Raw genomic sequence first — 26,255 nt, 5'->3', positions numbered from 1 at the left:
GCCGAGAGGGGCGGATGCCACGGCATCCGCCCCTCCTTCAGACAGGACCCCCCCCCCATGGTTGTTCTCGACAGGACGGTCGCCGCCACCGAAGCGCTGGTGGTGCCGCCGCGCAAGCGGCGGGTCGGCGCACGCGTGCACTTCACCCAGTTCAAGTGGCTGTATCTGCTGCTGCTGCCCGGCATCATCTACTTCGCGACGTTCCGCTACGGCCCGATGTACGGCGCGATCATCGCGTTCAAGGACTACGTGCCGTTCCTCGGCATCCAGGACAGCCCGTGGGTCGGGTTCGCTCACTTCGAGGACTTCTTCGCCAGCCCCGACTTCCCGCGGCTGCTGGCCAACACGCTGATCCTTGCGCTGCTGAGCCTCGTGATCGCGTTCCCGCTGACGATCGTGATGGCGCTGCTGCTGAACGAGCTGCGCATCAACCTGCTGAAGCGATCGGTGCAGACCCTCGTCTACATCCCGCACTTCCTGTCGTGGACGGTGGTGGCGTCGCTGACCTACCTGCTGTTCGCCCTCGACGTCGGTCCGCTGTTCCAGGTGATCAACACGGTGCTCGGCACCGACATCAACTTCCTCACCGACCCCGCCTGGTTCCGGCCGATCATCGTGCTGCAGGACATCTGGAAGAACACCGGCTGGGGCACGATCATCTTCCTCGCCGCGCTGGCGAGCGTCGACCAGGAGCAGTACGAGGCCGCCATCATCGACGGCGCGGGACGGTTCCAGCGGGTGTGGCACATCACGCTGCCGTCGATCATGCCGACCGTGGTGGTCATGCTCGTGCTGCAGATGGGGCAGGTGCTCAACACCGGATTCGAGCAGATCTACCTCATGACCAACTCGCTCAACCGTCAGGTGGCCGATGTGTTCGACACCTACGTCTACTTCATGGGCATCACCCAGGGCAGCTACAGCTACAGCACGGCGGTCGGCCTGTTCAAGGCGATCGTCGGGGTGGTGCTGATCTTCGGCGCCAACTGGCTGGCCCGCCGCTTCAACCAGACGGGGATCTTCTGATGGCACGCGAGAAGTACCGCTTCAACACCCCGGCGGGCCGTGTGTTCGACGTCTTCAACGTCGCCCTGCTGGTGGTCCTCGGCGCCGTGGCGATCCTGCCGTTCATCTACGTGACGGCCGGCTCGTTCGCGACCGAGTCCGAACTGGCCACGCGGTCGTTCTTCCTCTGGCCCGAGACGTTCAGCCTGCGCGCCTACGAGTCGATCCTCACGAGCCCCGCGTTCGTGCGGGCGATGATCACGACCATCGCCGTCACGGCGGTCGGCACCGTCGTGCAGCTGGTGCTGACGGCATCCATGGCCTATCCGCTGTCCAAGGGCAACCTCCCCGGACGCCGGCTGATCCTCTCACTCGTGGTGTTCACGATGGTGTTCTCGGGCGGCATGATCCCGACGTTCCTCATGGTGAGGGACCTCGGGCTGCTCGACACGTACTGGGCGCTGATCCTCCCCGCCGCGATCAACCCGTTCAGCCTCATCATCATCAAGAACTTCTTCCAGCAGCTGCCCGCAGAGCTCGAGGAGTCGGCGAAGATCGACGGCGCCAACGAGATGCAGACGCTGTGGCGCGTCATCCTGCCGTTGTCCAAGCCCGTGCTCGCGACGTTCGCGCTGTTCTACGCGGTCGGCATCTGGAACGACTTCATGTCGCCGCTGCTGTACCTCAACGACAACTCGATGTGGACGCTGCAGATGTTCCTGCGTCAGGTGACGGTCGCCACCGACCTGTCGATCGTCGAGGCCGACCCGAGCCAGATGCCGCCCGCGCAGGGGATCAAGTTCGCCGTGATCGTCGTGGCGACCCTGCCGATCCTGCTGTTCTACCCGTTCCTGCAGAAGCACTTCGCCAAGGGCATGCTGATCGGCTCGGTCAAGGGATGAGTGGCGAACTTCTCTACCGCAACGCCCTGACGCGCCCCGCCGACCTCGATGACTGGGTCCGCGAAGGACCCGTGGCGGTCACACCGGATGCCGACGGCGTGCTGCTGTCGTCGGCGGGCGGCCGCGACGACCACTGGACGCTGTGGTGCCCCGAGGTGTTCGGGGACCGCATCCGGGTGAGCTGGGACTTCTCCCCGCGGGAGGAGCCGGGCCTTGCGATGCTGTTCTTCGGTGCGGCGGGCGCGGCGGGCGGTGGCATCTTCGACGACGCGCTGGCACCCCGCTCGGGCGTCTACCCGCAGTACCACTCCGGCGACATCCGCACGCTCCACGTGTCGTACTTCCGGCGGCGCTGGGAGGACGAGCGCGCGTTCCACACCTGCAACCTGCGCAAGTCGCCCGGGTTCCACCTCGTCGCGCAGGGCGCCGATCCGCTGCCGCCCGTGGTCGACGCCCGGGGCGCGTTCTACCGCATCGAGGTCGTGAAGGACGGCGCCGACGTCGCCTTCTCGATCGACGGTCTGCCGCTGTTCGCGTGGACCGACGACGAGTCCACCGGCCCACGGGTGCGGGACGGGCGCATCGGCTTCCGCCAGATGTCGCCGCTCGTGGCCTGCTACCGCAACCTGGAGGTTCATTCGCTGTGACCGGCTCCCCCACCCTCACCGTTCCGCTGCGCTGGCTCGACGACACCGCGCCCGCGCACCTGCCCGGCGGCACCGTGTGGGGAGCGCCCCTCCCCCGTGGCACGGTGGCCTCGCCCGACGAGCTGCGGCTGCGCCGGGTGGGCGGTGACGCCGTTCCCGCGCAGTTCTGGTCGCTGGCGACCTGGCCCGACGGGTCGCTCAAGTGGGCAGGCGCCGCCCTCGGCGCCACCGAGCAGCCGGGCGACTACGAGATCGTCGCCGACGGGGCCGCGCCGACCGAGCCGGTGCACCGGGTCGTCGTGACCGAGAGTGCGGATGCCGTCGTCATCGACAACGGTCTGCTCGCCCTCGAGCTCGACCTCCCCCGGGGCGGCGACGCCGAGCCCGTCGACACCCTCTTCCGTCGGCTCCGGCGCGGCGCGGTCGTCGTCGCCGAGAACGCGCACCTGGTGAGCCTGCTGCAGCACGAGGTGGCCGACGACGGCAGCACGGGAACGCGGCATCCGTTCCGCTCGCGGATCACCGCCGTGACGGTCGAGCAGCGCGGCCCGGTGCGCGCAGTGGTGCGCGTCGAGGGCGTGCATCGCGCCGTCGACGGCGGGCGCGAGTGGCTGCCGTTCACGGTGCGCCTCGCGGTGATCGCCGGCTCGGAGCGCGTGCGGGTGGTGCACACCGTGATCTGGAACGGCGATGCCGCCACCGACTTCGTCGCCGGACTCGGCGTGCGCGCCGAGGTGCCGCTGCGTGCGCAGCCGCACGACCGGCACGTGCGCATCGCCGGGGCTGACGGCGGATTCTTCGCCGAGGCGGTGCGCGGCCTCACCGGTCTGCGCCGCGACCCGGGCGCCGAGGTGCGCGCGGCGCAGGTCGCGGGCCGCCCGACGCCGGCGGTGGAGACCTGGAGCCCGCAGGTGTCGACGCGACTGCACCTCATCCCCGCGTGGAACGATGTGACCCTCACCCAGCTGAGCGCCGACGGGTTCGGCATCCGCAAGCGCACCGCGCCCGGTCACGCCTGGATCGATGCCGGCGCCGGCACGCGCGCGGAGGGCTTCGTCTCGGTGAGCGATCCCGAGGGCGGCTTCGGCATGGGAGTGCGCGCGTTCTGGCAGTCGCACCCCGGCCAGCTCGATGTGCGCGGCCTGGCCGGCGAGCGGGCCACGGTGACGGCCTGGCTGCACTCTCCCGAGGCACCGCCGATGGACATGCGGTTCTACCACGACGGGCTCGGCCAGGACGACTACGCCAGCCAGCTCGACGCGCTGGAGATCACCTACGAGGACTACGAGCCCGGGTTCGGTGACGCCCACGGTGTCGCCCGCACCCACGAGGTGACGCTGTTCGCGTACGACGCGACGCCGCCGATCGAACAGCTCGCCCTCGATGTCGCGCAGCTGCAGACCCCACCGCTGCTGCAGCCCACGCCGGAGCATCTGCACGCCGTGGGCGTGTTCGGCGACTGGGCGCCGGTGGATCGCAGCACGCCGCTGCGCGCCGAGATCGAGGACAGCATCGACTTCTTGCTGGCGTACTACCTGGAGCAGATCGACCAGCGCCGCTGGTACGGGTTCTGGAACTACGGCGACGTCATGCACGCCTACGACCTCGACCGCCACGTCTGGCGGTACGACGTGGGCGGCTACGCGTGGGACAACAGCGAACTCTCCCCCGACCTGTGGCTCTGGTACTCCTACCTGCGCACCGGCCGGGCCGATGTCTTCCGCCTCGCCGAGGCCATGACCCGCCACACCGGCGAGGTCGATGTCTACCACCTCGGCCGCTGGAAGGGTCTGGGCTCGCGCCACAACGTGCAGCACTGGGGATGCAGCGCCAAGCAGCTGCGCATCAGCAGCCCCGTGTACCGCCGGTTCTTCCACTACCTCACCGCCGATGAGCGCGTCGGCGACCTGCTGACCGAGCTGCGCGACAGCGACGAGCGCTTCCTCGACACCGACCCGACCCGCAAGGTGCGCACGGATGCCGCGACCTACCGGCCCGACCCGGCGGCGCTGGCCGTGGGACTCGGCACCGACTGGGGCGCGCTGGCGGCGACCTGGCTGGCCGATTGGGAGCGCACCGGCAACGAGCGCTCGCGCGACCGACTGCTGGGCACCATGGCCGACATCGCCGCGATGCCGCGCGGATTCCTCACCGGCGAGGCACTGTACGACCTCGAGACCGGCCGGTTCGACACCACGCGCGACCGCGTGTCGGTCTCGCACCTGAGCGCCGTGTTCGGACTGGTCGAGGTGTGCAGCGAGCTGATCTCGCTCGTCGATGTGCCCGGCTTCGCCGAGGCCTGGCACGAGTACTGCCGGCTGTACCTCGCCTCGCCCGCCGAACAGGAACAGGCCGTGGGCGCACCGCTGAGCGGCATCCACCTGGAGCAGGCGCACAGTCGCCTGGCTGCCTGGGCCGCCCGCCACGCCGACGACGACGAGCTGGCGCAGCTGGCGTGGCGAGCCTTCGAGGGCATGGGCGAGTGGCTGGTGCACCGGCGCGACTTCGCGGCGCAGCGGATCGAGGCGCCGCACGTGCTCAACCCCGTCGACGAGGTGCCGAGCGTGTCGACCAACGATGCCGCGCAGTACGGCCTCGCCGCGATCCAGAATCTGGCGCTCATCGGCGATCGGCTGCCGCGGGGGTAGGGGCGGGGGTAGGAGCGGGGCTGCCGGCGCGGCGGGCTGTCGGGCCGCTGGCTCGGGCACTCGGGCGCTCGGGCCGCTCGGGCGTTGCCGCCTTCTCCCCAGTCCGGCCTTTCGTGAGTTTTCCACAATCCCACGATGGCCTGGGGTTTGCCTGTCTGGGATGTCGGGGGGGGTCGACAGAATTGGGGCATGAACAGTTCCCCGATCACCGTCTCGGTCGCCGCACCGTCGCGCGGTGCGGGGTCGATCGCGACCGCCTCGCACGGCGCGGTGATCACCGGTGTGGAGCACACCCGCCGGGCGATCGCGGCGCTGCAGGCGCAGGAACTGCAGTGGCTGGCGCGGGCGGAGGCTCTCGCGGCGGCGGAGACGGCTCGCATCCCGTCGAGTGAGAGCCGGGAGCGGGAGATGCCCCGGCGGGGGATGGCCGCCGAAGTCGCCGCGGTGCTGCGTCGGTCGGATCGGGGCATGCAGCAGCGGATGCGGGACGCCGCCGTGCTGGTCGACGGGTTCCCCGCGACCGTGCGCGCGTTGGAGCACGGGCGCATCGACGTGGCGCATGTGCGGGTGATTCACGATGCCGGCGCACGCATCACCGACCCCGACGCCCGGTGCCGGTTCGAGCAGGCCGCGCTGGTCGTCGCCGAACGGGAGACCCCGGGGCGGGCGCGGCCGATCATCCTGATGCTCGCCCAGAAACTCGACCCCGTGCCGCTGGAGGAACGCCACGCCGAAGCGACAGCGGGCCGGCGGGTGTGGGTGCAGGACCTCGACGACGGCATGGCCGAACTCGCCGCCGTCCTCCCCGCACCACTGGCATACGCGATCAGAGACCGACTCAGCGCCCACGCACGCGAGATCGTCGCGGCCGCGCGCGCCGCACGGGCCGCCGCTGCCGGCTCTGCCCTGGACACCGACACCGACACGACTGATGCCCTCGACGTCGTCGAGATCGTGGCGACCGACTGCCGCACCACCGATCAGGTCCGCGCCGACGTTCTCACCGACCTGCTCCTCACCGGACACGCCACCGCACCCGTATCGTCCGGCAGCATCCCCGAGGGCCGCGCGATCACCGCGCACGTGCAGATCACGATCCCCGCCGACACCCTCACCGGCCACAGCACCGAACCCGCCGAACTCGTCGGCTACGGACCCATCGACCCCGACACCGCCCGACGCCTCGCCGCCACCGCCGACATCTGGGAACGCCTGTTCACCTCCCCCGCCACCGGAGCCGTCGTGCACGTGGACACCTACCGACCCAGCGTGCAGATGCGCCGATTCCTCGACGCCCGCGACGAGCACTGCCGATTCCCCGGCTGTCGAAGACCCGCACGGCACTGCGACGACGACCACACCGTCGACGCCGCATTCGGCGGACCCACCCACGTCACCAATCTCGCCAACCTCTGTCCCGGCCGACATCACCCCGTCAAACACGGCACCGCGTGGAGCGTCGAGCAGAAACCCGACGGCATCCTCCAATGGACCAGCCCCACCGGACGGGTCTACCTCGACATCCCGCGCCGCGTGCTCGAGTTCATGGCCCTCACCACCGCCGCAGAACCCGCACCGTTCTAGACCGCCGGCGTCAGCCGCGGCTGCGGTCGGCGTCAGTCGGCGGTGGCGACCAGCACCCCGTCGCGCACCCGCAGCCGCGCGCGGTAGACGGCGCACCGACGGTCATCGACGCTCTCGGGTGCCGAAGCCCGGGCGGGATGCCCGAAGTAGTAGTACCAGAGCACGTCGCCCTCGCGCACGGCGGCGCCGTGGTGACCGAACTCCTCACCCGGCACCTCGCCGGCACCGAGGATCACGGCATCCGGTCCGCCCTGGCGCTCCCACGCCACGGCATCGGTCGACCGGTAGACGCCCATGCCGCGCCACTCGTCGACGATCATCCACCACCATCCGCCGAGCTCGAAGGCGTGCGGGCCCTCGTGCGGGTCGCCGCCGATCGCGACGCCCTCATCACGCCAGTCGGCGAGGTCGTCCGACACGGCGACCCTCGTCACGCTGTGGGCGGCCTCGTCCTTGTACCAGAGCCGCCACCGGTCGTCGGGGGTGCGCGCGACGGCGGCGTCGATCACCCGATCACTCGCGAGCGCGAGCGGCCCGCGCCGCCGCCAGTCGACGAGGTCGTCGGAGACGTACTCGACGATCGACCGCGCGTGCCCCGGCCACCGGTCGGGGACGCCGTCGATCTCGGTGAGGTACATGCGCCAGCGCCCACCGTCGCGAATCACCTCCGGCGCCCAGTGGGTGGCCGCGACCTCGGCCGGGGGCGCACCCGCCTCGAGCGACAGCGCCTGCCCGGTGGAATCCGGTTCGAGCGTCCCCGCATACTCCCATCGCACGCCGTCGGCGGAGCGGGCGACCCCGATGCGGCTGCCGTGCACCCACGCGACGCCCGGCCCGGGATCGGGGTGGGTCGCCCGGCGCTGGGTGTAGAACATCCACCAGTCCCCGTGCGCGGCGATCACCACGGTCGGGTCGGTCGCGCCGTCGTAGACCGGGTCGCGGTACAGCTCCCCCGTCGCCGACGCCGACGCGGTCACCCGCCCACCGCACGCATGTCGGCGACGGGGCTCGCGAACCCCTGGCGGTGCGTGGGGTGCGTCGCCAGGTCCGCGGGGGTGATCACGGCCCCGTCGGCGGCGGCCGACGCGTAGATCGCTGCCACCAGTTCGAGGGAGCGGGCCGGCGCATCGGCGGTCGGCGGCAGCAGCGTGCCGTGGCGGAGGGCATCGAACACATCGCGCAGCAGCGGCGCGTGGTCGCTGCGCTCCTCCACATCGGGCAGCGCCCACGCGTCGGCTTCGGCCTCGAACCCGGGAGCCGGGGTGATACGCCAGTTCTCATGGCCGTGACCGTAGACATGGTCCACCGTCACCGTGGCCTTCTGCGTGTCGATGCGGATCGAACTGACCTCCCGCGGCGACACCGCGCTGGTGACCACCTGCGCCACCACTCCGCCGGCGAAGGTGACCGTGGCCGTCGAGGCATCCTCGGTCTGCGTCTCGCGGTCCAGGCGCCACAGCCGGCCCTGCACGCTCGTCCAGTCCCCGAGCAAGAAGGCGAGCAGGTCGATCTGATGGATGCCGTGACCGAGCGTCGTCCCGCCGCCCTCGGTCTCCCACGCCCCCCGCCACGGCACGGCGAAGTAGGCCGGGTCGCGGAACCACAGCGTCTGGCAGACCGCGATGAGCGGCCGGCCCAGCGCACCGCTGCCGAGGAGCCCTCGCACGTGGGCGGCCGCGGTACCGGTGCGCTGCTGGAAGACCACCGCCAACTGGCGATCGGCGTCCTCGGCCGCACGACGCATCTCGTCGAGCTCCGCCAGCGACGGCGCCGGCGGCTTCTCGACGATCACGTGAGCGCCGGCCGCGAACGCCGCGAGCGACTGCGCGGCATGCACGGCCGGTGGCGTGCAGATCAGCACGACGTCGGGATGCTCGGCGGCGAGCATCTCCTCGAGGGTGTCGTACACGGCAGGCTCGCCCCACTGCGCGGCGAACGCATCGGCCGCCGTGCGGCTGAGGTCCGTCACAGCGACGAGTTCGGCGTGGGGATAGGCCGCGACGGCCCGGGCGTGGAAGTGCGCGACGGCGCCGGTGCCGACGATCACGCAGCGGAGGGAGGAGGTCACACGATCCACCCTACGAGCGACACGCGGAAAGCGCTATCCCAGCCGACATCGGCGGACTCAGGCGGTGGGCCACTCCCAGGTGCGCAGCCGCCCGCACATCCCGTAGCCGCGCTCGCCAGGCACGGCGTCTGCCCGCACGACGGCTGCCGCTGCCATGGCACCCGCTTCTCCCGCGGCGAGCGCCGCCAACTGGGCGCGGGTGCGCTCCGCCTCAGCGGCGACCGTCGCCTCCCAGTGCTCCTGCCACCCGGTGACGCGGTGGCGCACCAGGCGCGCGGCACGCGCGTGCAGCGCGGCCAGTGCCGCACCACCGGTGCGGGCGACCTCCCCTCGCAGCCGCTCGTATCCCGCCAGCGCCAGGTCGCGCCGGGCGCGCGCGGCATCCGCCCGTCCCTCGCCGTCGGGAAGCGCGGTCGCCGTCGCATAGGCGGCGGGGTCGGCCAGCACCTCGTCGGGAAAGGTCAGCACGGCATCGCCCGCTTCGGGGAGCCCCGCGTTGGACATCACCACGAGCAGACGCAGCCCGCCGTCGTTGACGAGCCGGTGCACGGTGCCCGGCGAGAACCAGACGATGTCGCCTGTCGCGAGCGGGTGCACCTCGGCACCCTGCGCCGAGAGGGTCTCGACCGCGCCGGATCCCCCGACCACCACGTACCCCTCGCTCGAGGCGGTGTGCAGATGGGGCGAGCCGCCGCACCTGCCGTCGGCGCCCTCCCCGTCGTACACGGCCAGGTCACTCACGGCGACCCCGCCGGGGAAGAGGGGCGCGGCCATCACGCTCCACCGATCACGGCGCGCACCGCGTCGGCCACACCACGGGCAGCTTCCGCCCCGCCGTCGGCGATTCCCACGCCGTAGCGGAACGCCACCGTCTCGTCCGGCTGCACCACGAGCTCGTCACTGAAGAACGGTGCCGGGTTCAGGCACGCGAACTCCTCGGAGCGGGCGAACCACTGCGGCGGGTGGTGCGGGTTGTCGACGGCATCCACCATGACCACCAGCGACTGCGCGTCGACCTCGTCGTGCCGCCCGGCGAACGCCATCCACTCGTGGCGCTGCCCGCGCACGTCGTCGCCCGATCCGGTGCCGTCCGCCGTCACGAGGGTGCCGCCGGTGAACGACCGGGGGCCTCGCCAGAACAGGCCGCCGTAGCCGGCGTTGTCGCGCCCCCGGGTCGTCGGCGAGCCGAGGGCGATCTGTTCACCCGACACGTTCGTCATCGCGGTGTCGACGGTGAGCACCCAGGCGGTGGCGTGCAGCACGCGTGCCGTGAGCTCGCGCCGCTCGGTGAACAGATGGATGCCGCCCTCGCTCACCCAGTCGAGCTCGTGCGCGAACCGCACGACCCCGTCGTCGTCGACGCCCAGCCGGTCGATGCCGCGGTGGGCCTGCGTGCCGTCGTTGGGCAGCTGCACGTAGCCGCGGTCCCGCACGAAGGTGGGCCCGCCCCAGAAGTTCTCCTCCCCCACCACCGGCAGCGACCATGCGATGCCCTTGTGCCACACGTGGTCCCACGGCCGGAAGAGGCTCACGAGGTGACCCGCGCGCGTGCGCAGCGGGTGCAGGTAGGGCTTCGGCGATTCCAGCTGCGGGGAATCGGGCGCGTACGTGTAGCGCAGCAGCTCGATGTCGCCGTCGCGCACGGTGAATGCCGCAGCGTCGTCGTGGTCGATCTCGAACGTCATCGGGGGTCCTCCATCGGGGGTTTGACCGGCGCCCAGGGCACGGCGCCGCCGTGCATGGAGCGCAGGAACGGATCGTCGCCGGCGATCTCGCCGGCGCGCACGGGCGTGCCGCGGAACGCCGAGGCATAGGTCGCCGCGGCGAATTCGAGGGTGCGGCGGCCATCGTCGACGTCGACCCCGGGCGCCGCCCCCGCCTGCAGGGCGTCGACGATCGCGGCGAGCTGCGCCCGGTGACTGCTCACCGGCTCGTGCGGGTCACTCGCCCACCGCTCGGCGAGGTGCTCGTGACCGGGCGCCGGGGTGAACGTCCAGTCGGCGTCGGTGTAGCCGTAGAGGTGCTCGACCTCGACGGTGGCGTGGGCGAAATCGACACGCAGCCGCGAGGTCTCCCGCGGCGAGACGAGGGAGTTGACCACCGTCGCGAGCGCCCCGTTGTCGAACTCGACGAGTGCCATCGACACGTCTTCGGTGTCGGTGGGCAGCTGCTGCCGCGCCGCGAACGCGGTGAGCCGGGCCCAGGGCCCGAGCACGGCCAGCAGCAGGTCGAACTGATGGATGCCGTGGCCCATGGTGGGCCCGCCGCCCTCGACGTGCCAGCGCCCGCGCCAGGGCAGGTCGAAGTACTCCGGACCCCGGTGCCACAGCGTCTCGCAGGTGGCCACGAGGGGGCGGCCGAGCAGACCCTCGCGCACGAGGCGCATGAGCCGCTGGGCACCCGCACCGAAGCGGTGCTGGTACACCGTGAGCGCCGGCACACCCGTTTCGCGGGACACCGCGACCAGTTCGTCCATCTCCGCCAGGCTCAGCGCCGTCGGTTTCTCGATGAGCGCAGGCATCCCGGCCCGCAGCGCCGCGATCGCCAGCGGCACGTGCGTCTGCGGCGGCGTGCAGATGTGCACGAGGTCGGCCGTGCCCTGCGCCAGCAGCGCGTCGACGTCGGCGTAGACCGCCGGCACATCGAACCGCTCGGCGAACGCCCGGGCGCGGTCGCCGTCGATGTCCACCACGGCCGCCAGGCCGATGCGCGGGGCGAGATCGGCGATCGCCTGTGCGTGGGCGTGGGCGATACCGCCCGTGCCGATGATCGCCGACCGCAGCGCCGCAGGGGTGGCATCCGTCATGTGTTCGCTCCTTCGCGTCGTTCTGCGGGTGTCGTGGGGGTCAGCCCAGGCCGGTCTGGGTGAGGTGCAGCCGGGCGTAGCGCCCATCGGCGGCGAGGAGTTCGTCATGCGTGCCCTGCTCGACGATGCGGCCGCGCTCGAGCACGACGATTCGGTCGGCCTGGCGCACCGTGGACAGTCGATGGGCGACGACGAGCGTCGTACGCCCGCGCATGAGGCGGCCGAGCGCCTCTTTGACCAGCTCCTCCGACTCGGGGTCGAGGGCACTCGTGGCTTCGTCCAGCAGCAGGATGCGGGGGTCGCGCACGAGGGCACGCGCAATCGCCAGCCGCTGGCGCTGCCCACCCGACAGCCGCGCACCGCGCTCGCCCACGACGGCATCCCACCCCTCGGGGTGAGCGCTGACGAACTCCCACGCGTTGGCGTCGCGCAGCGCCTGCTCGACGCGCTCGTCCGACACATCGGGCAGGCCGTAGGCGATGTTCTCCCGCACGGTGCCCTCGAACAGCACCGATTCCTGCGGCACCACCGACACCGCGCGCCGCACGGTGCGCAGGTCGAGCTGCTGCATGTCGGCGCCGTCGAGCAGGATGCGCCCGCCGGTGGGGCGCAGGAACCCGAGCACCAGGTTCAGCAGCGTCGATTTACCCGAACCCGACGACCCCACGAACGCATACGTGCGCCCGGTGGGGATGTGCAGCTCGATCTCGTGCAGCGCGTCGTCGTCGGCGCCGGGGTAGCGGTGCGAGGCGCGTTCGAGCCGCAGGTCGCCGGTGACCGAGGCGACGGCGGGCTTGCCTTCGTTCTGCTCGAGGTCGGGCTCCTGCAGCACCTCGGCGATGGAGCGCACCGATTCGAGCCCGCGCGCACCCACGGGGATGAGCATCAGCAGCTGCGTCAGCCCCTGGGTGAGCAGGGTGAAGTACGTCGACAGCAGTACGACCTCGCCCGGGGAGATCGGCAGGATGCCGGTGAGCGAGAACGTGGCGGCGAGCACGAGGCACCCCACCCCCAGCAGCTGCATCGCCACCCACGAGATCGAGGCGACGTGACCGTTGAGCATGTCGAGGTGCAGACCGGCGCGGCGCACCCCCTCGGCGCCGGTGCTCACGCGGCTGACGGCGGTCTGCTCCAGACCGTGGGCGCGGGTCACGGGGATGAGCGAGGCCATTTCCCCCACGCGGGCCGACAGGGTCTCCACCTCACGGCGGAACACTTCGTTGCGGCTGCGCGAGCGGTTGCGCATGCCCCATCGGATGCCGATGGCGATCGGCACCGCCAGCGCGTAGACCGGGAGGAACTGCGGCACCGCGATGGCCGTCATCGACAGGGCACCGGCCATCACCATCGTGGCCGACAGCAGCGGGTGGGTCACCTGCTGCAGCATGAGCTCGACGTTCTCGACGTCACGCACGACCTTCGTCTGCACGATCGACGAGCTCATGCGGGTGTGGTAGCCGATCGACAGGCTCTGCAGGCGTGCGGCGAGGGCGTTGCGCAGGTCGGCGCCGGTGTCGCGCACGACGGTCATGAAGCTGCGCGTGTACAGGATGTGGTTCGGATAGTTCTGCAGGAGCAGCACCACCGCCAAGGCGAACCACCACAGCACGGCGGTCACCTCACCGCCGCCGGCGACGATGTCGATGATCGCGGCGGTGATCACCGGGAGGAACCACATCGGGATCTCCTTGACCGCGAACGCACCGACGGCCAGGGCCATGCGACCGGGGCGCCGCGCGAGCAGCCGCAGCACCGATCGGGCCGGATGAGCACCGTCGATCAGGTCCAGTGAGCTGGAAAGCGGTTTCCGTGGCACGATGTCCATGCTAGCGACGCCGCGCCGCAGAGGCACGTGCGTCACGGATGTCCGGAGGACGAACCCATGACGACTTACCTTCTGGCAGGGGACTCGACGGTCGCCCCGATGAAACCGGCCGAGTCGCCGATGGCCGGCTGGGGCGAGGCACTCAGCGAGCAGCTGGGCGCGGTGGTGCGCAACCTCGCGTTCGGCGGCGCCACGACGGCGACGTTCGAGTCCACCGGATGCTGGCAGCGGCTGCTGTCCGAGGTGCGGCCGGGCGACACCGTCGTCATCCAGTTCGGCCACAACGACCAGAAGGATCCCCTGCTCGACGCCCGGGGCGGCTACACCCGCCGACTGCGGGGATTCGCGCTCGAGGCCCGCGAACGCGGCGCCGTCGCCGTGCTGTGCACGCCCTGCGAACGCCGTCGGTTCGACGACGACGGGCACGTCACCCCCACCCACGGCGCGCATCCCAACGCCGTCCGCGACCTGGCCGACGACCTGCGTGCGCCCCTCATCGACCTGACCGCGTTCACGACGTGGCTCTACGAGGACCTCGGGCCCGTGGCATCGGCCGGACTCTTCTCGCACTTCGCGCCCGACGAGGCGCCGGCGTGGCCCGAGGGCCTGGTCGACGACACGCACTTCCGCCTCGAGGGCGCCCGCCGCATCGCCGCCTTCGTGGCGCGCTCGCTGCGGGCGATCGAGCGGCGCGACGGCGACGCACCGGCGCTGGGCTCACCGCACCTCGCCTGAGCGGTCAGGAGAACGCGAGCGCCGTCGGCCGCAGCAGACCGGCGTGGGCGACCGCCGGCCAGCGCGGGTCGGTCGTCAGCACCTCCACGCCGTCGTCGCCGACGATCACGGTGTCCTCGACCTTGGCGCCCGGGGCGCTGGGGTTCCACGCGAACGCCTGGTGCGAGGCGATGACGTCATCGGTCTCCGCCGTGGCCCGCGGGTCGCGCCCGGCGTAGCCGGTGGGCCCACCCTGGTGGTGGCGGGTCCACTCGTCCATCGCGAAACCCTGGGCACCGTAGCCGGCGCACCCCGCGGCGAAGACGTCGGAGAGCTTCTCCCCCGGTCGGGACGCCGCCAGGAACGCCGCCTCCACGGCGAGGATCCGCTCGTCATCGCCCCCGGACTCGCCCACCCAGCGCGTCAGGTTCGCGATCAGGCCGTGTCGGCGCCCGCAGGCCACGAGCATGGCGCGGTCGCCGAGCGGCGCTTCGGTGGGGAGCGGATGCCGGTGGACCAGGCGCGATCGGCCGGCGACGAGCACCACGAGCGGCTCGATCCCCCGCTCGACGAGGGCCGCGGCGAGCGCCGCCGCCGCGCCGTGCTCCGAGGTCGCCGGCGACAGGGAGCCGGCGGCATCGGTCATCGCCTCGGCGGCCTCCCGCCCCAGCGCCCGGTAGCGCTCCCGCTCGCGCGGCAGCAGCGAGGCGCGCGCCGCCCGCAGCGACGCCGCCACCGCGGCCTCCTCGATCGCGCCGCCCGCGGCAGCGGCCGCCACGGCGGGCGGCGTCCACCACGGCACGGTGACGATGCGGGCGGCGTCATCGGCGAGCAGTTCCTCGGCCGCGAGCCGCTCCGCCTCGTTGGCGGCGACGTAGAGGGCGTCGCCGTCGTCTTCCACCCGCACCGCGACCACGGGCGGACCCGCCAGCGAGACGTGGGTGCGCACGCCATCGAGGTACCAGGACACCGCCTCATGGGAAGTCAGCAGCAGCGGGCGGCCGCCCGCCTGGGCGCGCACTCGTGCGAGGCGTTCTCTCTTGACGCGGCGGTCGGCGATGGACGGCATGGGAACCTCGTTGGTCAGGGGTGGCGGGGAGCGACGCGCGAACCCGCGCGGAAAGCGATTTCTCGCGATACTATGGGATCCGGCCGCCGGCCGCTGGGACGCAACGGGGACGGAAACACCGCACATGGCGAAAACGCCGGGCAAGCCCACCATCACCGACGTCGCGCACCGCGCCGGGGTGTCGCTGTCGACGGTGTCTCGCGTCATGAACGGCAACGCCACGGTCGACGCCGAGATGGCCGAGCGCGTGCGCGCCGCCGCTTCCGAGCTCGGCTACACCGCCAACCCGCTCGCGCGCAGCCTCGTGTTGGGCCGCACCCAGACCATCGCCGTCGTCGTGCCCGACCTCGCCAACCCGACCTTCCAGGAGATCCTGCGAGGACTCAGCCGCGCCGCCGCCGCCGACGGCTACCACGTGCTCATCGCCGACTCGGCCGAGCAGGTCGCCGAAGAGCCGGTGCTCGCGACCGAGACCCGCCGACGCACCGACGGCGTCGTGCTCTGCGCGCCGCGCATGACCGACGACGACCTCGCAGCGCTCCTGCCGACCCTCACCCCCGTCGTCGTCATCAACCGCCCGGCGCAGGCGAGCGCACCGGTCGTCGGCGCCGACTACCGCACGGCGTTCCGCACGGTGGTGGACCACCTGTACGGGCGGGGCCACCGACACCTCATCTACCTCGCCGGCCTCGAACGCAGTGCCTCGAACGCGGCCCGTCGGGCGGCGCTCGCCGATGCCCGCGCCGCGCACGCCGACCTGGTGGTCGATGAGATCCCCTGCGGCGTGGACTTCGACAGCGGGTCGGGGGCCGCCGACGCGGTGAGCGCCAGCGGCGCGACGGGAGCGCTCGCCTTCAACGACCTCGTCGCGATGGGGCTGCTGTCCGCACTCGCCGATCGTGGCATCCGGGTGCCGCAGGACATCTCAGTGGCCGGCTTCGACGACATCCCCTTCGCGCAGTACACCACACCGCCGCTGACGACCTCCGCCGTCCCCGGCGGCGACCTCGGCGCACGCGCGTGGGCGGCGATGAAGGCGCAGCTGACCGGGGGCGAGGCGGATGCCGCCGTCGCGCTCACCCCGCGGCTGCTGGTGCGCGGCAGCACCGGGCCCGCCCCGGCCTGACGCCTCCCGCGCCGCGGGGGCCGAGCCGCATCTGCGGCGTGCTATCGTGAGAAAACGTTTCCTGGCCGATGATGTCCGACAAGAGAGACCCATGACGAAGACCCGCTACGCGCTCCTCGGCGCCGGCCACCGCTCGCAGATGTACGTCGACGCCCTCACCGAGCAATACGCCGACCGCGCGACGCTGGTGGCCGTCTGCGAGCCCAACCCGGTGCGTGCCGCCCGCACCGTCGCCTACTCCCAAGAGCGCGGCGCCGAGGCCCCCACGGTCTGGACGCCCGACCGGCTCGAGGAGATGATCCGGGCCGAGCACATCGATCGGGTCATCGTCTGCGCGCGCGACGACCTGCACGCCGAGCTGATCGTGCGCTCGCTCGACGCGGGCGCAGACGTCGTGGTCGAAAAGCCCCTCACGATCGACGCGGCGAGCGCCGCCGCCATCGAGCGCGCCGTCGAGCGCACGGGGCGCAGCGTCGTGCTGACGTTCAACTACCGCTACTCGCCTCGCAACAGCGCGCTGCGCCAGGTCATCCAGGACGGCCTCATCGGCGAGGTCACCTCGGTCGATTTCTCCTGGATGCTCGACACCAAGCACGGGGCGGACTACTTCCGCCGCTGGCACCGCGAGAAGCAGCACTCCGGCGGGCTGCTCGTGCACAAATCCAGCCACCACTTCGACCTGGTCAACTGGTGGCTGCGCCAGGAACCTCGACGGGTCTACGCCTCGGGCGGGCTGCGCTTCTACGGTGACGCCAACGCCGCCGCGCGCGGCCTGGGCGAGCGCCCGACCCGCGGCACCCACGACGGCGACCACGACCCGTTCGAGCTCGACCTGCGCGACGACCCTCGTCTGGAGGCCCTCTACCTCGCGGCGGAACAGCACGACGGGTACATCCGCGACCGCGACGTGTTCGGTCCGGGCATCACGATCGAAGACAACCTCGCCCTCGTCGTCGACTACTCCGGCGGCGCCACACTGTCGTACTCCCTCAACGCCCACGCCCCGTGGGAGGGCTACCGGGTGGCCGTCAACGGCACCCTCGGCCGCGCGGAGCTCGAGGTCGTCGAGCGCGGCGCGGTGCTCGTCGACGAGGGCCTGCACCCCGTGCTCGACCCGAGCGCCGTGGCCGCCGCCGATGCGGCTTCGCTGCGTCCCCGGGGCGAGCGGCTGCTCGTGCAGCGCCACTGGGAAGAGGCCGTCGAGGTGCCGATCCACGCCGGAGCGGGCGGGCACGGCGGCGGTGACGCGCTGCTGCTGTCGGACGTGTTCGTCGGACCGGGAGACGATCCCCTGTCCCGCCCGGCGGACTGGACCGACGGGGTGCGCTCGATCGCCGTGGGCATCGCCGGCAACCGTTCGCTGCAGACGGGCCTGCCGGTGCGAGTGGAAGAGCTCGGCATCCCGCTGCTGTCGGGAGGCTCCGCGTGAGCCGCATCGTCGTCACCGGAGGCGCCGGGCGGCTGGGGCGCACCCTCGCCGCAGGGCTCGCGGCCGCCGGCCACGACGTGCTGTCGCTGGACCGCGCCACCTCGCCCGCGCTGGAGTCGGCGGGCGTCACGCAGCGCGAGATCGACCTCTGCGACGCGCCGGCCACCCGCGCCGCGCTCGAGGCCGCCCACCCCGAGGCGGTCGTGCACCTCGCCGCGATCGCGGTGCCCTTCAGCGCCCCCGAAGACGTCATCCTGCGCACGAACGCCGCACTGGCGATGTCGGTGCTCGGCGGCGCGGTGGCCGCGGGCGTCACCCGGGTGGTCGCGGCATCCAGCCCCACCGTGCTGGGGTACCACGCCCCCGCCGGGTGGCTTCCCGAGCGCTTCCCGCTCGACGAGCGCACCCCGCCGCGTCCGTGGAACGCCTATGCCCTGTCGAAGCTCGTGATCGAGCAGACGGTCGACATGCTGCGCCGCCAGGTGGGCGACGCCGTGCGGTTCGCGTCGTTCCGTCCCTGTTACGTGCTGACCCCCGAAGAATGGGCAGGCGAGCCCACTCAGCAGGGCCACACCGTGCGCGAACGCCTCGACGACCCCGCACTGGCGGCCCCGGCCCTGTTCAACTACGTCGACGCGCGCGATGTCGCCCGCTTCACCGACACCCTGCTGGCCGCCCTCCCCGACATCCCGAACGGCGAGACGTTCTTCGTCGGCGCCGACGATGCCCTCGCCCGCCGCCCGCTCGCCGAACTGCTGCCCCTGTTCGTGCCGGGCTCAGCAGAGCTGGCTGCCGGCCTCACCGGCACCCTGCCCGCCTTCTCCAACGCCAAAGCCCGCCGCCTGCTCGGCTGGGCGCCGCGCCACAGCTGGCGCACCGAACTCGCCGATGTCGGCGCGACCACCGACGCAGACGTCCCGACACACGCCACCGCCACCCTCCCTCCCACCCCCGCCCGAAAGGACGCGCCCGTATGAGATTCGACGGCATCCTCTTCTTCCCCGTCACGCCGTTCGACCGCGCCGGCGCGATCGAACACACCCTCCTCGCCGAGCACGTCGCCACCGGCATCGCCGCCGGCGCCGGCGGCGTCTTCCCCGCCTGCGGCACGGGCGAGTACCACGCGCTCACGTCGGCCGAGGCGACCGCGGTCGTGCGCACCGCCGTCGCCGCGGTGGCCGGCGCCGTGCCGGTCGTCGCCGGCGCCGGCGGACCCCTCGGTCACGCGCTCGAGGTGGCGCGGGGCGCGGCCGATGCCGGCGCCGACGCACTGCTGGTGCTGCCGCCCTACCTCGTGGGGGCGCCGCAGGCCGGGCTCGTCGCGTACGTCGAAGCGGTGGCCGCGGCATCCGATCTGCCGGTCATCGTCTACCACCGTGCGAACGCGCAGTTCACGCCCGATTCGGTGCGCCGTCTGCTGGAGAACCCCAAGGTCGTCGGCTTCAAGGACGGCGTGGGCGACATCGGCACCGCCCAGCTGATCGTGCGCGCCGTGGCCGAATCCGGCCGCGACGACTTCGCCCTGTTCAACGGGCTGCTCACCGCCGAGCTCACGCAGGCCGCCTACCGCGGCATCGGCATGCCGCTGTACTCGTCGGCGGCGTTCGCGATGATCCCCGAGGTGGCAGGCGCCCACTACCGCGCCTACGTCGACGGCGACGAAGCCCGTCGCCTGGCCCTGCTCGACGGGTTCTACGCACCGCTCGTGGCCCTGCGCGACGAGACCCCCGGCTTCGGCGTCTCGCTCGTCAAGGCCGGGCTCCGCCTCAGCGGGCTCCCGGTCGGCAGCGTCCGTGCGCCGCTGGTCGACCCGACGCCCGAGCAGGAGGCACGCCTGGCCGCGATCCTCGACGCCGGGCGGGCGCTGCTGTGACCACCATCGCCTCGCTCGACGCGCGCCTGGTGCGCGTGCCGCTGACGCGCCCGTGGGGCGCCGATGTGACGAGCGTGGGCGTGATCGCGACCCACCTGGTGCGTGACGACGGCGCCGAGGGCTGGGGGTTCTCGTGGACCCCTCAGATCGGCGCCGAAGCGGTGCGGGCGCTGCTGCAGCACGACCTCGCCCCCGCCGCGGTGGGGCGCTCGGCCGCCCCCGGTGAGGCGTGGCAGGGGCTCTGGGAGCACCTGCACGAGGCCGGGGGCGGCGGCATCACCACGATCGCCCTGGCCGGGCTCGATCTGGCGGTGTGGGATGCCGCGGCGCGCGCCGCCGGTGGCTCGGTCTCGCAGCTCGTCGGGCGGCACCGCGAGAGCGTGGCGGTCTACGGCAGCGGTGTGAACCTGCACTACCCGCTCCCCGAGCTCGTCGCCCAGGCCGAGCGCTGGGCGGCGGCGGGCTTCGACGCCGTCAAGGTCAAGGTCGGCAAGCCCGACGTCACCGAAGACCTCGAGCGCCTCCGCGCCGTACGCGAGGTCATCGGAGCGGACCGCGCGCTCATGATCGACGCCAACCAGCGGTGGGACCTCGACCGCGCGACGCGCCACCTCGAGGTGCTGGCCGAGGTCTCCCCGGCCTGGATCGAGGAGCCGCTGCGCGCCGACGACCTCGCCGGGCACACCGAGCTCGCCCGCCGGTTGCGCGCCTCGTCCGCCATCCCCATCGCGCTGGGCGAGAACCTGCACACGGTGCACCGGTTCGCGGACTTCCTGCGGGCCGATGCCGCCCAGATCGTGCAGCCGAACATCGTGCGCGTGGGAGGCATCACCCCCTTCCTGCGCATCGCCGAGCGTGCCGCCGACCACGGCGCGGCGCTGCATCCGCACCTGCTCCCCGAGCTCTCGGGCCAGCTGGCGCTGTGCCTTCCCGCGACCCCCGGGGTGCCCGCGCCGCTGGTCGAAGACGTCGAGGATGCCGGGTTCGGCTTCCTCGGCGCGCTGTCCGATCCCTCCCCCGTCGCCATCGCCGACGGGCGCCTCACCGAGACCCCGCACGCCGGACTCGGGATGCGGTTGCGCTAGACGCACCCCGCCCGATCCGCCGTCCCCGCCGACGAAAGGCCACACCATGACCACCACGTCCGATCAGCTCGACTCCCTCGTCTCGGCCGCGGCCGCGGCCGCCCCGGTGTGGCGTGCGTCGTCCGCCGCCGAGCGTGCGGGGTGGCTCTGCGCCCTCGCCGACGCGCTCGATGCGGCATCCGACGAACTCGTTGAGATCGCCGACCGCGAGACGCGCCTGGGCACCACGCGCCTCGCCGGCGAGGTCGGCCGCACCACCGGCCAGCTGCGGCTGTTCGCGGCCGTGGTCGAAGAGGGGTCCTACCAGGAGCTGATCGTCGACGACGCGGATGCCACGGCCACCCCGCCGCGCCCCGAGCTGCGCCGCATGCTCACCGGCGTCGGGCCGGTGGCGGTCTTCGCGGCCTCGAACTTCCCGTTCGCGTTCTCGGTGTGCGGCGGCGACACCGCCTCGGCTCTCGCCGCCGGCAACCCGGTGATCGTGAAGGCCCACTCCGGTCACCCCGAGCTGTCCCGGCGCACCGCCGAGATCGCGGTCGCCGCCCTCGAGGCCGCCGGCGCACCGGCCGGCTCGCTCGCACTGGTCGAGGGTCGCGAGGCCGGCAACGCGCTGGTGCGGCATCCGCTCGTGCAGGCCGCAGGCTTCACCGGATCGCTCTCGGGCGGCCGGGCGCTGTTCGACCTCGCCGTCTCACGGCCCGACCCGATTCCCTTCTACGGTGAGCTCGGCAGCACCAACCCCGTCGTGATCACGCCCGCCGCGGCTGCGGCACGCGGGGAGCAGCTCGCCACGGGCCTCGCCGGCTCGTTCACGCTGGGGGTCGGCCAGTTCTGCACCAAACCGGGCGTGGTGTTCGTGCCGCGCGGGGCCGGGTTCGAAGCGGCCACCGCAGCCGCCGTCACCGGCATCGCCGGCGGGCCGCTGCTGACCGACCGCATCACCGAGGCCTTCCCGTCCGGGGTCGAGGCGCTCACCGCCGACCCCGCCGTCGAGGTCGTCGCGACCGGCGCCGAGACGCCCGACGGGGCGCGGCCGATCGTGCTGGCGACCGACGCCGACGCCGTCGCCGCGCGCCCCGAGACGCTGCTGGAGGAGTGCTTCGGACCGGTGACGCTGCTGGTGCGCTACGACGGCGCCGACGATCTGCACCGCGCGCTGCGCGCCGTGCCGGGAGCGCTCACCGCGACGCTGCACGCCGAGCCGGGCGACGACGTCGCCCGGACCCTCGCCCTGCTGCAGGAGCGCGCCGGTCGGGTGCTGTTCGCGGGCTGGCCCACCGGTGTCGCCGTCACCTGGTCGCAGCACCACGGCGGCCCGTGGCCGGCCACGACGTCGCTGCACACGTCGGTGGGAGCGACCTCGATCCGCCGGTTCCTGCGGCCGATCGCCTTCCAGGACGCCCCGACGCCGCTGCTCCCCCCGGCGCTGCGCGATGAGGCGCTGGCGGGCGTGCCGCACCGCCGCAACGGCGTGCTGACGGTGCCCTCGCGGTAGCCGGGGCGGCACCCGGCCGCCGTCGGGAGGGAAAGCGTTTGCTGGCTAGGCTGGGGCGATGACCTCCCGCTTCCGGATCGGCGAGACCGACTTCCTCCTCGACGGCGAACCCCACCGCATCATCTCGGGCGCGATGCACTACTTCCGGGTGCACCCGGACCTCTGGCGCGACCGCCTGCGCAAGGCGAAGCTCATGGGGCTGAACGCCATCGAGACCTACGTCGCCTGGAACGCGCACGAGCCGGTGCCGGGGCAATGGGATGCCTCCGGCGGGCTCGACCTCGGCCGCTTCCTCGATCTGGTCGCCGAAGAGGGCCTGCACGCCATCGTGCGCCCGGGGCCCTACATCTGCGCCGAGTGGCACAACGGCGGGCTGCCCACCTGGCTCACCGCCGACACCGAGATGACGTTGCGCAGCTCCGACCCGCGCTACCTCGCGGCCGTGACGAGCTTCCTCGACCGCATCAACGCGATCGTCGCGCCGCGTCAGATCGACCAGGGCGGCAGCGTCATCCTGGTGCAGATCGAGAACGAGTACGGCGCGTACGGCTCCGACAAGGCCTACCTCGCCGAGCTGATCCGCCTCACCCGCGCGGCCGGCATCACGGTGCCGCTCACGCAGGTCGACCAGCCCATCGCGCACATGCTCGAAGGCGGCGCGCACGAGGGCCTGCACAAGACCGGGTCGTTCGGCTCCCGCATCGGCGAGCGCCTCGCGACCCTCCGCGAACACCAGCCCACCGGGCCGCTCATGTGCATGGAGTTCTGGTGCGGCTGGTTCGACCACTGGGGCGAGAAGCACCACACCACGACCTTCGCCGACGCCGCCCGCGACCTCGACGAGCTGCTCGCCGCGGGCGCATCCGTGAACATCTACATGGTGCACGGCGGCACCAACTTCGGCCTCACCAACGGCGCGAACGACTCCGGTCGCTACCTGCCGCTGGTGACCTCCTACGACTACGACTCCCCCCTCACCGAGTCCGGCGACGTCACCGAGAAGTTCCGCGCGTTCCGCGAGGTGATCGCGAAGCACGCGCCGGTGCCCGACGAGCCGCTCCCCGAGCCCGTCGATGCCCCCGTGCTGCAGGTCGCGCTCGCCTCGGTCGGCGACCCGCTGCCGCTCGTCGCAACCGACCGCGGTGTCTTCGACACCCCGCCCACGCTCGACGAGCTCGGCCCCGACCTGGTGCTCGCCGAGTACACGGCGGCCCTCGACACCGAGGCGACCACCGTGCTCGACGCCGATGTGCGCGACTACGCCTGGGTGGCCGTGGACGAGCGCCCCGTCGGCATCCTGCAGCGCACGATCGGCGACCTCGCGATGCCGCTTCCCGCGGGCGCCGAGCTGCGTCTGCTCGTCGAGGAGACCGGCCGGGTCAACTACGACACCAAGATCGGCGAGCCCAAGGGCCTCGTCGGCGGTGTGCGCCTGGACGGTGAGCCGATCACCGCACCGTGGCACGTGCGCACGTTCGACGTGCCCGCGCTCGGGGCGGCGGTCGCGCAGGCCGCCGCCGCCGCCCCGGTGACCGGCGGCCGCGCCGCGGGCCCCGTCGGCCTGCGCGCGTCGTTCGAGCTCGCCGCCGCCGCCGACCTCTTCCTCGACACCGCCGGGTGGGGCAAGGGCTTCGCGTGGGTCAACGGGTTCTTCCTCGGCCGCTACTGGCGCCGCGGCCCGCAGCGCACGCTCTACGTACCGGGGCCGGTCACCCGTGCGGGCACGAACGAGGTCGTCATCGTCGAGCTCGAAGCGCTCACCGATGCCACCGCGCGCTTCGTCGCCCGTCCCCACCTGGGACACGAGGTCGAGTAGCCGGGGTCGGTGGGGCGCGGCGGCATCCGGCAGGATGGAGTCATGTCTTGGCTTGTCACCGGCGGTGCCGGCTACATCGGTGCCCATGTCGTCCGCGCCCTCGCTTCGGCGGGGCTCGCTCCCGTCGTGATCGACGATCTCTCCAGCGGCCACGCGTCGTTCGTGCCCGAAGGGGTGCCGTTCGTGAAGGGCACGATCCTCGACCGTGAGCTGGTCACGCAGACCCTGCGCGAGCACGACGTCGAGGGCGTCATCCACGTCGCCGGCTTCAAGTACGCCGGCGTGTCGGTGACCCGGCCGCTGCACACCTACGAGCAGAACGTCGAGGGCACGCGCGTCGTGCTGCAGGCGATGGCCGATGCCGGCGTCGACAAGATCGTGTTCTCCTCGTCGGCCGCCGTCTACGGCACCCCCGAGGTCGAGCTCGTCACCGAGGACCTCCCCAAGCGCCCGGCGTCGCCCTACGGCGAGTCGAAGCTCATCGGCGAGTGGCTGCTGCGCGATCAGGCGGTCGCGACGGCCGGCACCGACAAGCCGCTGCGCCACACGTCGCTGCGCTACTTCAACGTCGTCGGCTCCGGCGACCGCGAGGTGTACGACACCAGCCCGCACAACCTGTTCCCGCTCGTGTTCGAGGCCCTGATCGAGGGTCGCACGCCCCGCATCAACGGCGACGACTACGACACCCCCGACGGCACCAACGTGCGCGACTACGTGCACGTCGCCGACATCGCCGCCGCTCACGTCGTGGCCGCCGAGCGGCTCGCCGCCGGCGACCCGCTGGAGCCGGCGTACAACCTGGGTTCGCGCAACGGCCTGTCGGTGCGCGAGATCATGGATGCCATGGCGCGCGTGACCGGCGTGGACTTCACCCCCGAGATCGCCCCGCGCCGCGCCGGTGACCCCGACCGCATCGTCGCCACCGGCGAGCTGGCCGCCCGCGACCTGAAGTGGGAGAACCGCTACTCGGTCGACGAGATGGTGCGCACCGGCTGGGAAGCCCGCCGCGCCGCGGACTGACTCCGCCGCTCCCGCGTCTCCCGCCGCGCGCTACGGGCGTTGCGGCGGGGGCGCGGTGCTGTCGCGCACGACGAGCGGCGCGGGCAGCAGCGCCGGCACGTGGCCGGCACCGTCGATCGTGCCCTCGATGGCTCCGACCAGCGCCGCCACCGCCGCCGCGCCCAGCGCGTCGAAGTCCTGACGCACCGTCGACAGCGGTGGCCGGTAGTCGGCCGCGTCGGCGACGTCGTCGAACCCGACGACGCTGACCCGGTCGGGCACCTGCCGACCCGACTCGGCGAGGGCGCGCAGCAGCCCGAGGGCCATCTGGTCATTGGCCGCGAAGACGGCGGTCACATCGCCGGCGAGCCCGGCGGCCGCCGCGCGCCCCGATGCTGCGGTCCAGTCGCCGCGCACCGGCGGCGGCGCGGGGCGACCGGCAGCGCTGAGCGCCTCACGCCAGCCGCGCTCGCGCTCGCCCGCGGCGAACGACGGCTCGGGCCCGGCCAGGTGCCAGACCGTGTCGTGGCCGAGGCGCAGCAGGTGGGCGGTCGCCGCCCGCGCGCCTGCGGCATGGTCGGTGCCGACGACGGCGAACCGATCGTCGGGCGGCGAGTCGACGACGACGAGCGCGAGACCCTCGGGCGCGGTGGCATCCCTCACGACGGCGGTCGCCTCGTTGAGCACGATGGCCCCGTCGACCCCCTGGTCGCGCAACCGGGCGAAGGCATCCCCGATGCCGGATGCCGCATCGAGCGTCACGACGGTGACGGCGTAGCCGCGGCCGGCTGCCGCCTCGACGACCGCCTGCAGCATGCGGGAGTTGCCGATGGTGGCGAGCGTGGTCGCGACGAGGCCGATCGTCTGGGTGCGTCCGGTGCGCAGCGCCCGCGCCGCGCGGTGCGGGCGGTAGCCGAGGTCGGCCATCGCCTGTTCGACGCGCTGCCGGGTGGCGGGGTCCACGCGTGGGCTGCCGTTGACCACCCGTGACACGGTCTGGCCCGACACGCCCGCCCGGGCGGCGACGTCGAGCATCGACACCCGGCGTCGGAGTGTGGGGGCACCGGTGGACCGCTCGGGATCCGTCATCGGGTCGGGGGCCACGGCATCCTCTCTGACCAAGTGATGTTGACGATAACACACGCCCGACATAGCATGTTGACG

The 26,255-nt window shown here is 72.6% G+C and carries 22 protein-coding genes; 14 read left to right on the top strand and 8 right to left on the bottom strand.

Annotated elements, in window-relative coordinates:
* Positions 1–57 precede the first annotated feature (57 nt).
* The 5 genes from H9651_RS08500 (at position 58) to H9651_RS08480 (ending at position 6,786) form a co-directional block, all read left to right on the top strand.
* Complete coding sequence (locus H9651_RS08500; protein WP_191718849.1) at positions 58–1,026, top strand: ABC transporter permease; 969 nt, start codon at positions 58–60, stop codon at positions 1,024–1,026.
* A complete protein-coding gene (locus tag H9651_RS08495) occupies positions 1,026–1,907 on the top strand; it encodes a carbohydrate ABC transporter permease (protein ID WP_191718848.1) in 882 nt (293 codons plus the stop codon). The genes H9651_RS08500 and H9651_RS08495 overlap by 1 nt, the downstream gene beginning before the upstream one ends.
* Positions 1,904–2,554 (top strand): DUF1961 family protein, encoded by a 651-nt coding sequence (locus H9651_RS08490; protein WP_191718847.1) that lies wholly within the window; start codon positions 1,904–1,906, stop codon positions 2,552–2,554. Before H9651_RS08495 ends, H9651_RS08490 begins: the two co-directional genes overlap by 4 nt.
* Positions 2,551–5,202 (top strand): exo-rhamnogalacturonan lyase family protein, encoded by a 2,652-nt coding sequence (locus H9651_RS08485; protein ID WP_318244815.1) that lies wholly within the window; start codon positions 2,551–2,553, stop codon positions 5,200–5,202. The genes H9651_RS08490 and H9651_RS08485 overlap by 4 nt, the downstream gene beginning before the upstream one ends.
* A 189-nt stretch (positions 5,203–5,391) precedes the next feature.
* Entirely contained in the window at positions 5,392–6,786 is a 1,395-nt protein-coding gene (locus H9651_RS08480) for an HNH endonuclease signature motif containing protein (RefSeq protein WP_191718846.1), read from the top strand.
* A 32-nt stretch (positions 6,787–6,818) separates the two neighbouring features.
* Here the strand turns inward: H9651_RS08480 and H9651_RS08475 are convergent, their stop codons facing one another.
* The 6 genes from H9651_RS08475 to H9651_RS08450 are packed head-to-tail and all read right to left on the bottom strand — an operon-like array spanning position 6,819 to position 13,485.
* Positions 6,819–7,763 carry a family 43 glycosylhydrolase gene (locus H9651_RS08475; protein WP_318244814.1) on the bottom strand — a complete coding sequence of 315 codons (945 nt, stop codon included), beginning with the start codon at positions 7,761–7,763 and terminating at the stop codon, positions 6,819–6,821.
* Positions 7,760–8,854, bottom strand: coding sequence for a Gfo/Idh/MocA family protein (locus H9651_RS08470; protein WP_191718845.1), 1,095 nt, complete (start codon positions 8,852–8,854; stop codon positions 7,760–7,762). Before H9651_RS08470 ends, H9651_RS08475 begins: the two co-directional genes overlap by 4 nt.
* Positions 8,855–8,911: 57 nt before the next feature.
* Complete coding sequence (locus H9651_RS08465; RefSeq protein ID WP_191718844.1) at positions 8,912–9,628, bottom strand: cupin domain-containing protein; 717 nt, start codon at positions 9,626–9,628, stop codon at positions 8,912–8,914.
* On the bottom strand, positions 9,628–10,539 hold the full coding sequence (locus H9651_RS08460) for a DUF6807 domain-containing protein (protein ID WP_191718843.1): 912 nt from the start codon (positions 10,537–10,539) through the stop codon (positions 9,628–9,630). Before H9651_RS08460 ends, H9651_RS08465 begins: the two co-directional genes overlap by 1 nt.
* Positions 10,536–11,660: a Gfo/Idh/MocA family protein gene (locus tag H9651_RS08455; protein ID WP_191718842.1), complete on the bottom strand. Its 1,125-nt coding sequence runs from the start codon at positions 11,658–11,660 to the stop codon at positions 10,536–10,538. The genes H9651_RS08460 and H9651_RS08455 overlap by 4 nt, the downstream gene beginning before the upstream one ends.
* A 40-nt stretch (positions 11,661–11,700) precedes the next feature.
* Entirely contained in the window at positions 11,701–13,485 is a 1,785-nt protein-coding gene (locus tag H9651_RS08450; protein ID WP_191718841.1) for an ABC transporter ATP-binding protein, read from the bottom strand.
* A gap of 57 nt (positions 13,486–13,542) precedes the next feature.
* Here H9651_RS08450 and H9651_RS08445 point away from each other — a divergent pair, with 57 nt between their 5' ends.
* Positions 13,543–14,220, top strand: a complete 678-nt coding sequence (locus H9651_RS08445) for a rhamnogalacturonan acetylesterase (protein ID WP_191718840.1) — start codon at positions 13,543–13,545, stop codon at positions 14,218–14,220.
* 4 nt (positions 14,221–14,224) lie between these two features.
* Here H9651_RS08445 and H9651_RS08440 read toward each other — a convergent pair whose 3' ends face one another.
* Positions 14,225–15,268, bottom strand: coding sequence for a M24 family metallopeptidase (locus H9651_RS08440; protein ID WP_225216518.1), 1,044 nt, complete (start codon positions 15,266–15,268; stop codon positions 14,225–14,227).
* 124 nt (positions 15,269–15,392) lie between these two features.
* On the opposite strand from H9651_RS08440, the gene H9651_RS08435 reads away from it, so the two are divergent.
* The 8 genes from H9651_RS08435 to galE all read left to right on the top strand — a co-directional run bounded on the left by H9651_RS08435 (position 15,393) and on the right by galE (position 25,112).
* The gene (locus tag H9651_RS08435; RefSeq protein ID WP_191718839.1) at positions 15,393–16,394 is read left to right on the top strand and encodes a LacI family DNA-binding transcriptional regulator; all 1,002 of its coding nucleotides are present in this window, start codon (positions 15,393–15,395) and stop codon (positions 16,392–16,394) included.
* A 91-nt stretch (positions 16,395–16,485) separates the two neighbouring features.
* Positions 16,486–17,823 (top strand): Gfo/Idh/MocA family protein, encoded by a 1,338-nt coding sequence (locus tag H9651_RS08430; protein WP_191718838.1) that lies wholly within the window; start codon positions 16,486–16,488, stop codon positions 17,821–17,823.
* Positions 17,820–18,800 carry an NAD-dependent epimerase/dehydratase family protein gene (locus tag H9651_RS08425; protein ID WP_191718837.1) on the top strand — a complete coding sequence of 327 codons (981 nt, stop codon included), beginning with the start codon at positions 17,820–17,822 and terminating at the stop codon, positions 18,798–18,800. Before H9651_RS08430 ends, H9651_RS08425 begins: the two co-directional genes overlap by 4 nt.
* A complete protein-coding gene (locus tag H9651_RS08420; protein WP_191718836.1) occupies positions 18,797–19,696 on the top strand; it encodes a 5-dehydro-4-deoxyglucarate dehydratase in 900 nt (299 codons plus the stop codon). Before H9651_RS08425 ends, H9651_RS08420 begins: the two co-directional genes overlap by 4 nt.
* Positions 19,693–20,781 carry a mandelate racemase/muconate lactonizing enzyme family protein gene (locus H9651_RS08415; protein ID WP_191718835.1) on the top strand — a complete coding sequence of 363 codons (1,089 nt, stop codon included), beginning with the start codon at positions 19,693–19,695 and terminating at the stop codon, positions 20,779–20,781. Before H9651_RS08420 ends, H9651_RS08415 begins: the two co-directional genes overlap by 4 nt.
* 46 nt (positions 20,782–20,827) lie before the next feature.
* The gene (locus H9651_RS08410; protein WP_191718834.1) at positions 20,828–22,276 is read left to right on the top strand and encodes an aldehyde dehydrogenase (NADP(+)); all 1,449 of its coding nucleotides are present in this window, start codon (positions 20,828–20,830) and stop codon (positions 22,274–22,276) included.
* A 58-nt stretch (positions 22,277–22,334) separates the two neighbouring features.
* Positions 22,335–24,092, top strand: coding sequence for a glycoside hydrolase family 35 protein (locus H9651_RS08405; RefSeq protein ID WP_191718833.1), 1,758 nt, complete (start codon positions 22,335–22,337; stop codon positions 24,090–24,092).
* Between the two features lie 42 nt (positions 24,093–24,134).
* Positions 24,135–25,112: a UDP-glucose 4-epimerase GalE gene (gene galE / locus H9651_RS08400; RefSeq protein WP_191718832.1), complete on the top strand. Its 978-nt coding sequence runs from the start codon at positions 24,135–24,137 to the stop codon at positions 25,110–25,112.
* 30 nt (positions 25,113–25,142) lie between these two features.
* On the opposite strand, the gene H9651_RS08395 is transcribed toward galE, so the two are convergent.
* On the bottom strand, positions 25,143–26,126 hold the full coding sequence (locus tag H9651_RS08395) for a LacI family DNA-binding transcriptional regulator (protein WP_191718976.1): 984 nt from the start codon (positions 26,124–26,126) through the stop codon (positions 25,143–25,145).
* Positions 26,127–26,255: the final 129 nt, after the last annotated feature.

The organism is Microbacterium pullorum (genome assembly GCF_014836535.1).
GTDB lineage: Bacteria > Actinomycetota > Actinomycetes > Actinomycetales > Microbacteriaceae > Microbacterium > Microbacterium pullorum.
The sequence above is the reverse complement of the archived record's forward strand: the minus strand, read 5'-3'. Positions and strand labels throughout refer to the sequence as shown.

Excerpts from the sequence above, each read along its gene's own strand:
- H9651_RS08500 (WP_191718849.1), top strand. The coding sequence starts at position 58 with ATGGTTGTTCTCGACAGGACGGTCGCCGCCACCGAAGCGCTGGTGGTG.
- H9651_RS08495 (WP_191718848.1), top strand. The coding sequence starts at position 1,026 with ATGGCACGCGAGAAGTACCGCTTCAACACCCCGGCGGGCCGTGTGTTC.
- H9651_RS08490 (WP_191718847.1), top strand. The coding sequence starts at position 1,904 with ATGAGTGGCGAACTTCTCTACCGCAACGCCCTGACGCGCCCCGCCGAC.
- H9651_RS08480 (WP_191718846.1), top strand. The coding sequence starts at position 5,392 with ATGAACAGTTCCCCGATCACCGTCTCGGTCGCCGCACCGTCGCGCGGT.
- H9651_RS08465 (WP_191718844.1), bottom strand. The coding sequence starts at position 9,628 with ATGGCCGCGCCCCTCTTCCCCGGCGGGGTCGCCGTGAGTGACCTGGCC.
- H9651_RS08460 (WP_191718843.1), bottom strand. The coding sequence starts at position 10,539 with ATGACGTTCGAGATCGACCACGACGACGCTGCGGCATTCACCGTGCGC.
- H9651_RS08455 (WP_191718842.1), bottom strand. The coding sequence starts at position 11,660 with ATGACGGATGCCACCCCTGCGGCGCTGCGGTCGGCGATCATCGGCACG.
- H9651_RS08450 (WP_191718841.1), bottom strand. The coding sequence starts at position 13,485 with ATGGACATCGTGCCACGGAAACCGCTTTCCAGCTCACTGGACCTGATC.
- H9651_RS08445 (WP_191718840.1), top strand. The coding sequence starts at position 13,543 with ATGACGACTTACCTTCTGGCAGGGGACTCGACGGTCGCCCCGATGAAA.
- H9651_RS08440 (WP_225216518.1), bottom strand. The coding sequence starts at position 15,268 with ATGCCGTCCATCGCCGACCGCCGCGTCAAGAGAGAACGCCTCGCACGA.
- H9651_RS08435 (WP_191718839.1), top strand. The coding sequence starts at position 15,393 with ATGGCGAAAACGCCGGGCAAGCCCACCATCACCGACGTCGCGCACCGC.
- H9651_RS08430 (WP_191718838.1), top strand. The coding sequence starts at position 16,486 with ATGACGAAGACCCGCTACGCGCTCCTCGGCGCCGGCCACCGCTCGCAG.
- H9651_RS08420 (WP_191718836.1), top strand. The coding sequence starts at position 18,797 with ATGAGATTCGACGGCATCCTCTTCTTCCCCGTCACGCCGTTCGACCGC.
- H9651_RS08410 (WP_191718834.1), top strand. The coding sequence starts at position 20,828 with ATGACCACCACGTCCGATCAGCTCGACTCCCTCGTCTCGGCCGCGGCC.
- H9651_RS08405 (WP_191718833.1), top strand. The coding sequence starts at position 22,335 with ATGACCTCCCGCTTCCGGATCGGCGAGACCGACTTCCTCCTCGACGGC.
- galE (WP_191718832.1), top strand. The coding sequence starts at position 24,135 with ATGTCTTGGCTTGTCACCGGCGGTGCCGGCTACATCGGTGCCCATGTC.
- H9651_RS08395 (WP_191718976.1), bottom strand. The coding sequence starts at position 26,126 with ATGCTCGACGTCGCCGCCCGGGCGGGCGTGTCGGGCCAGACCGTGTCA.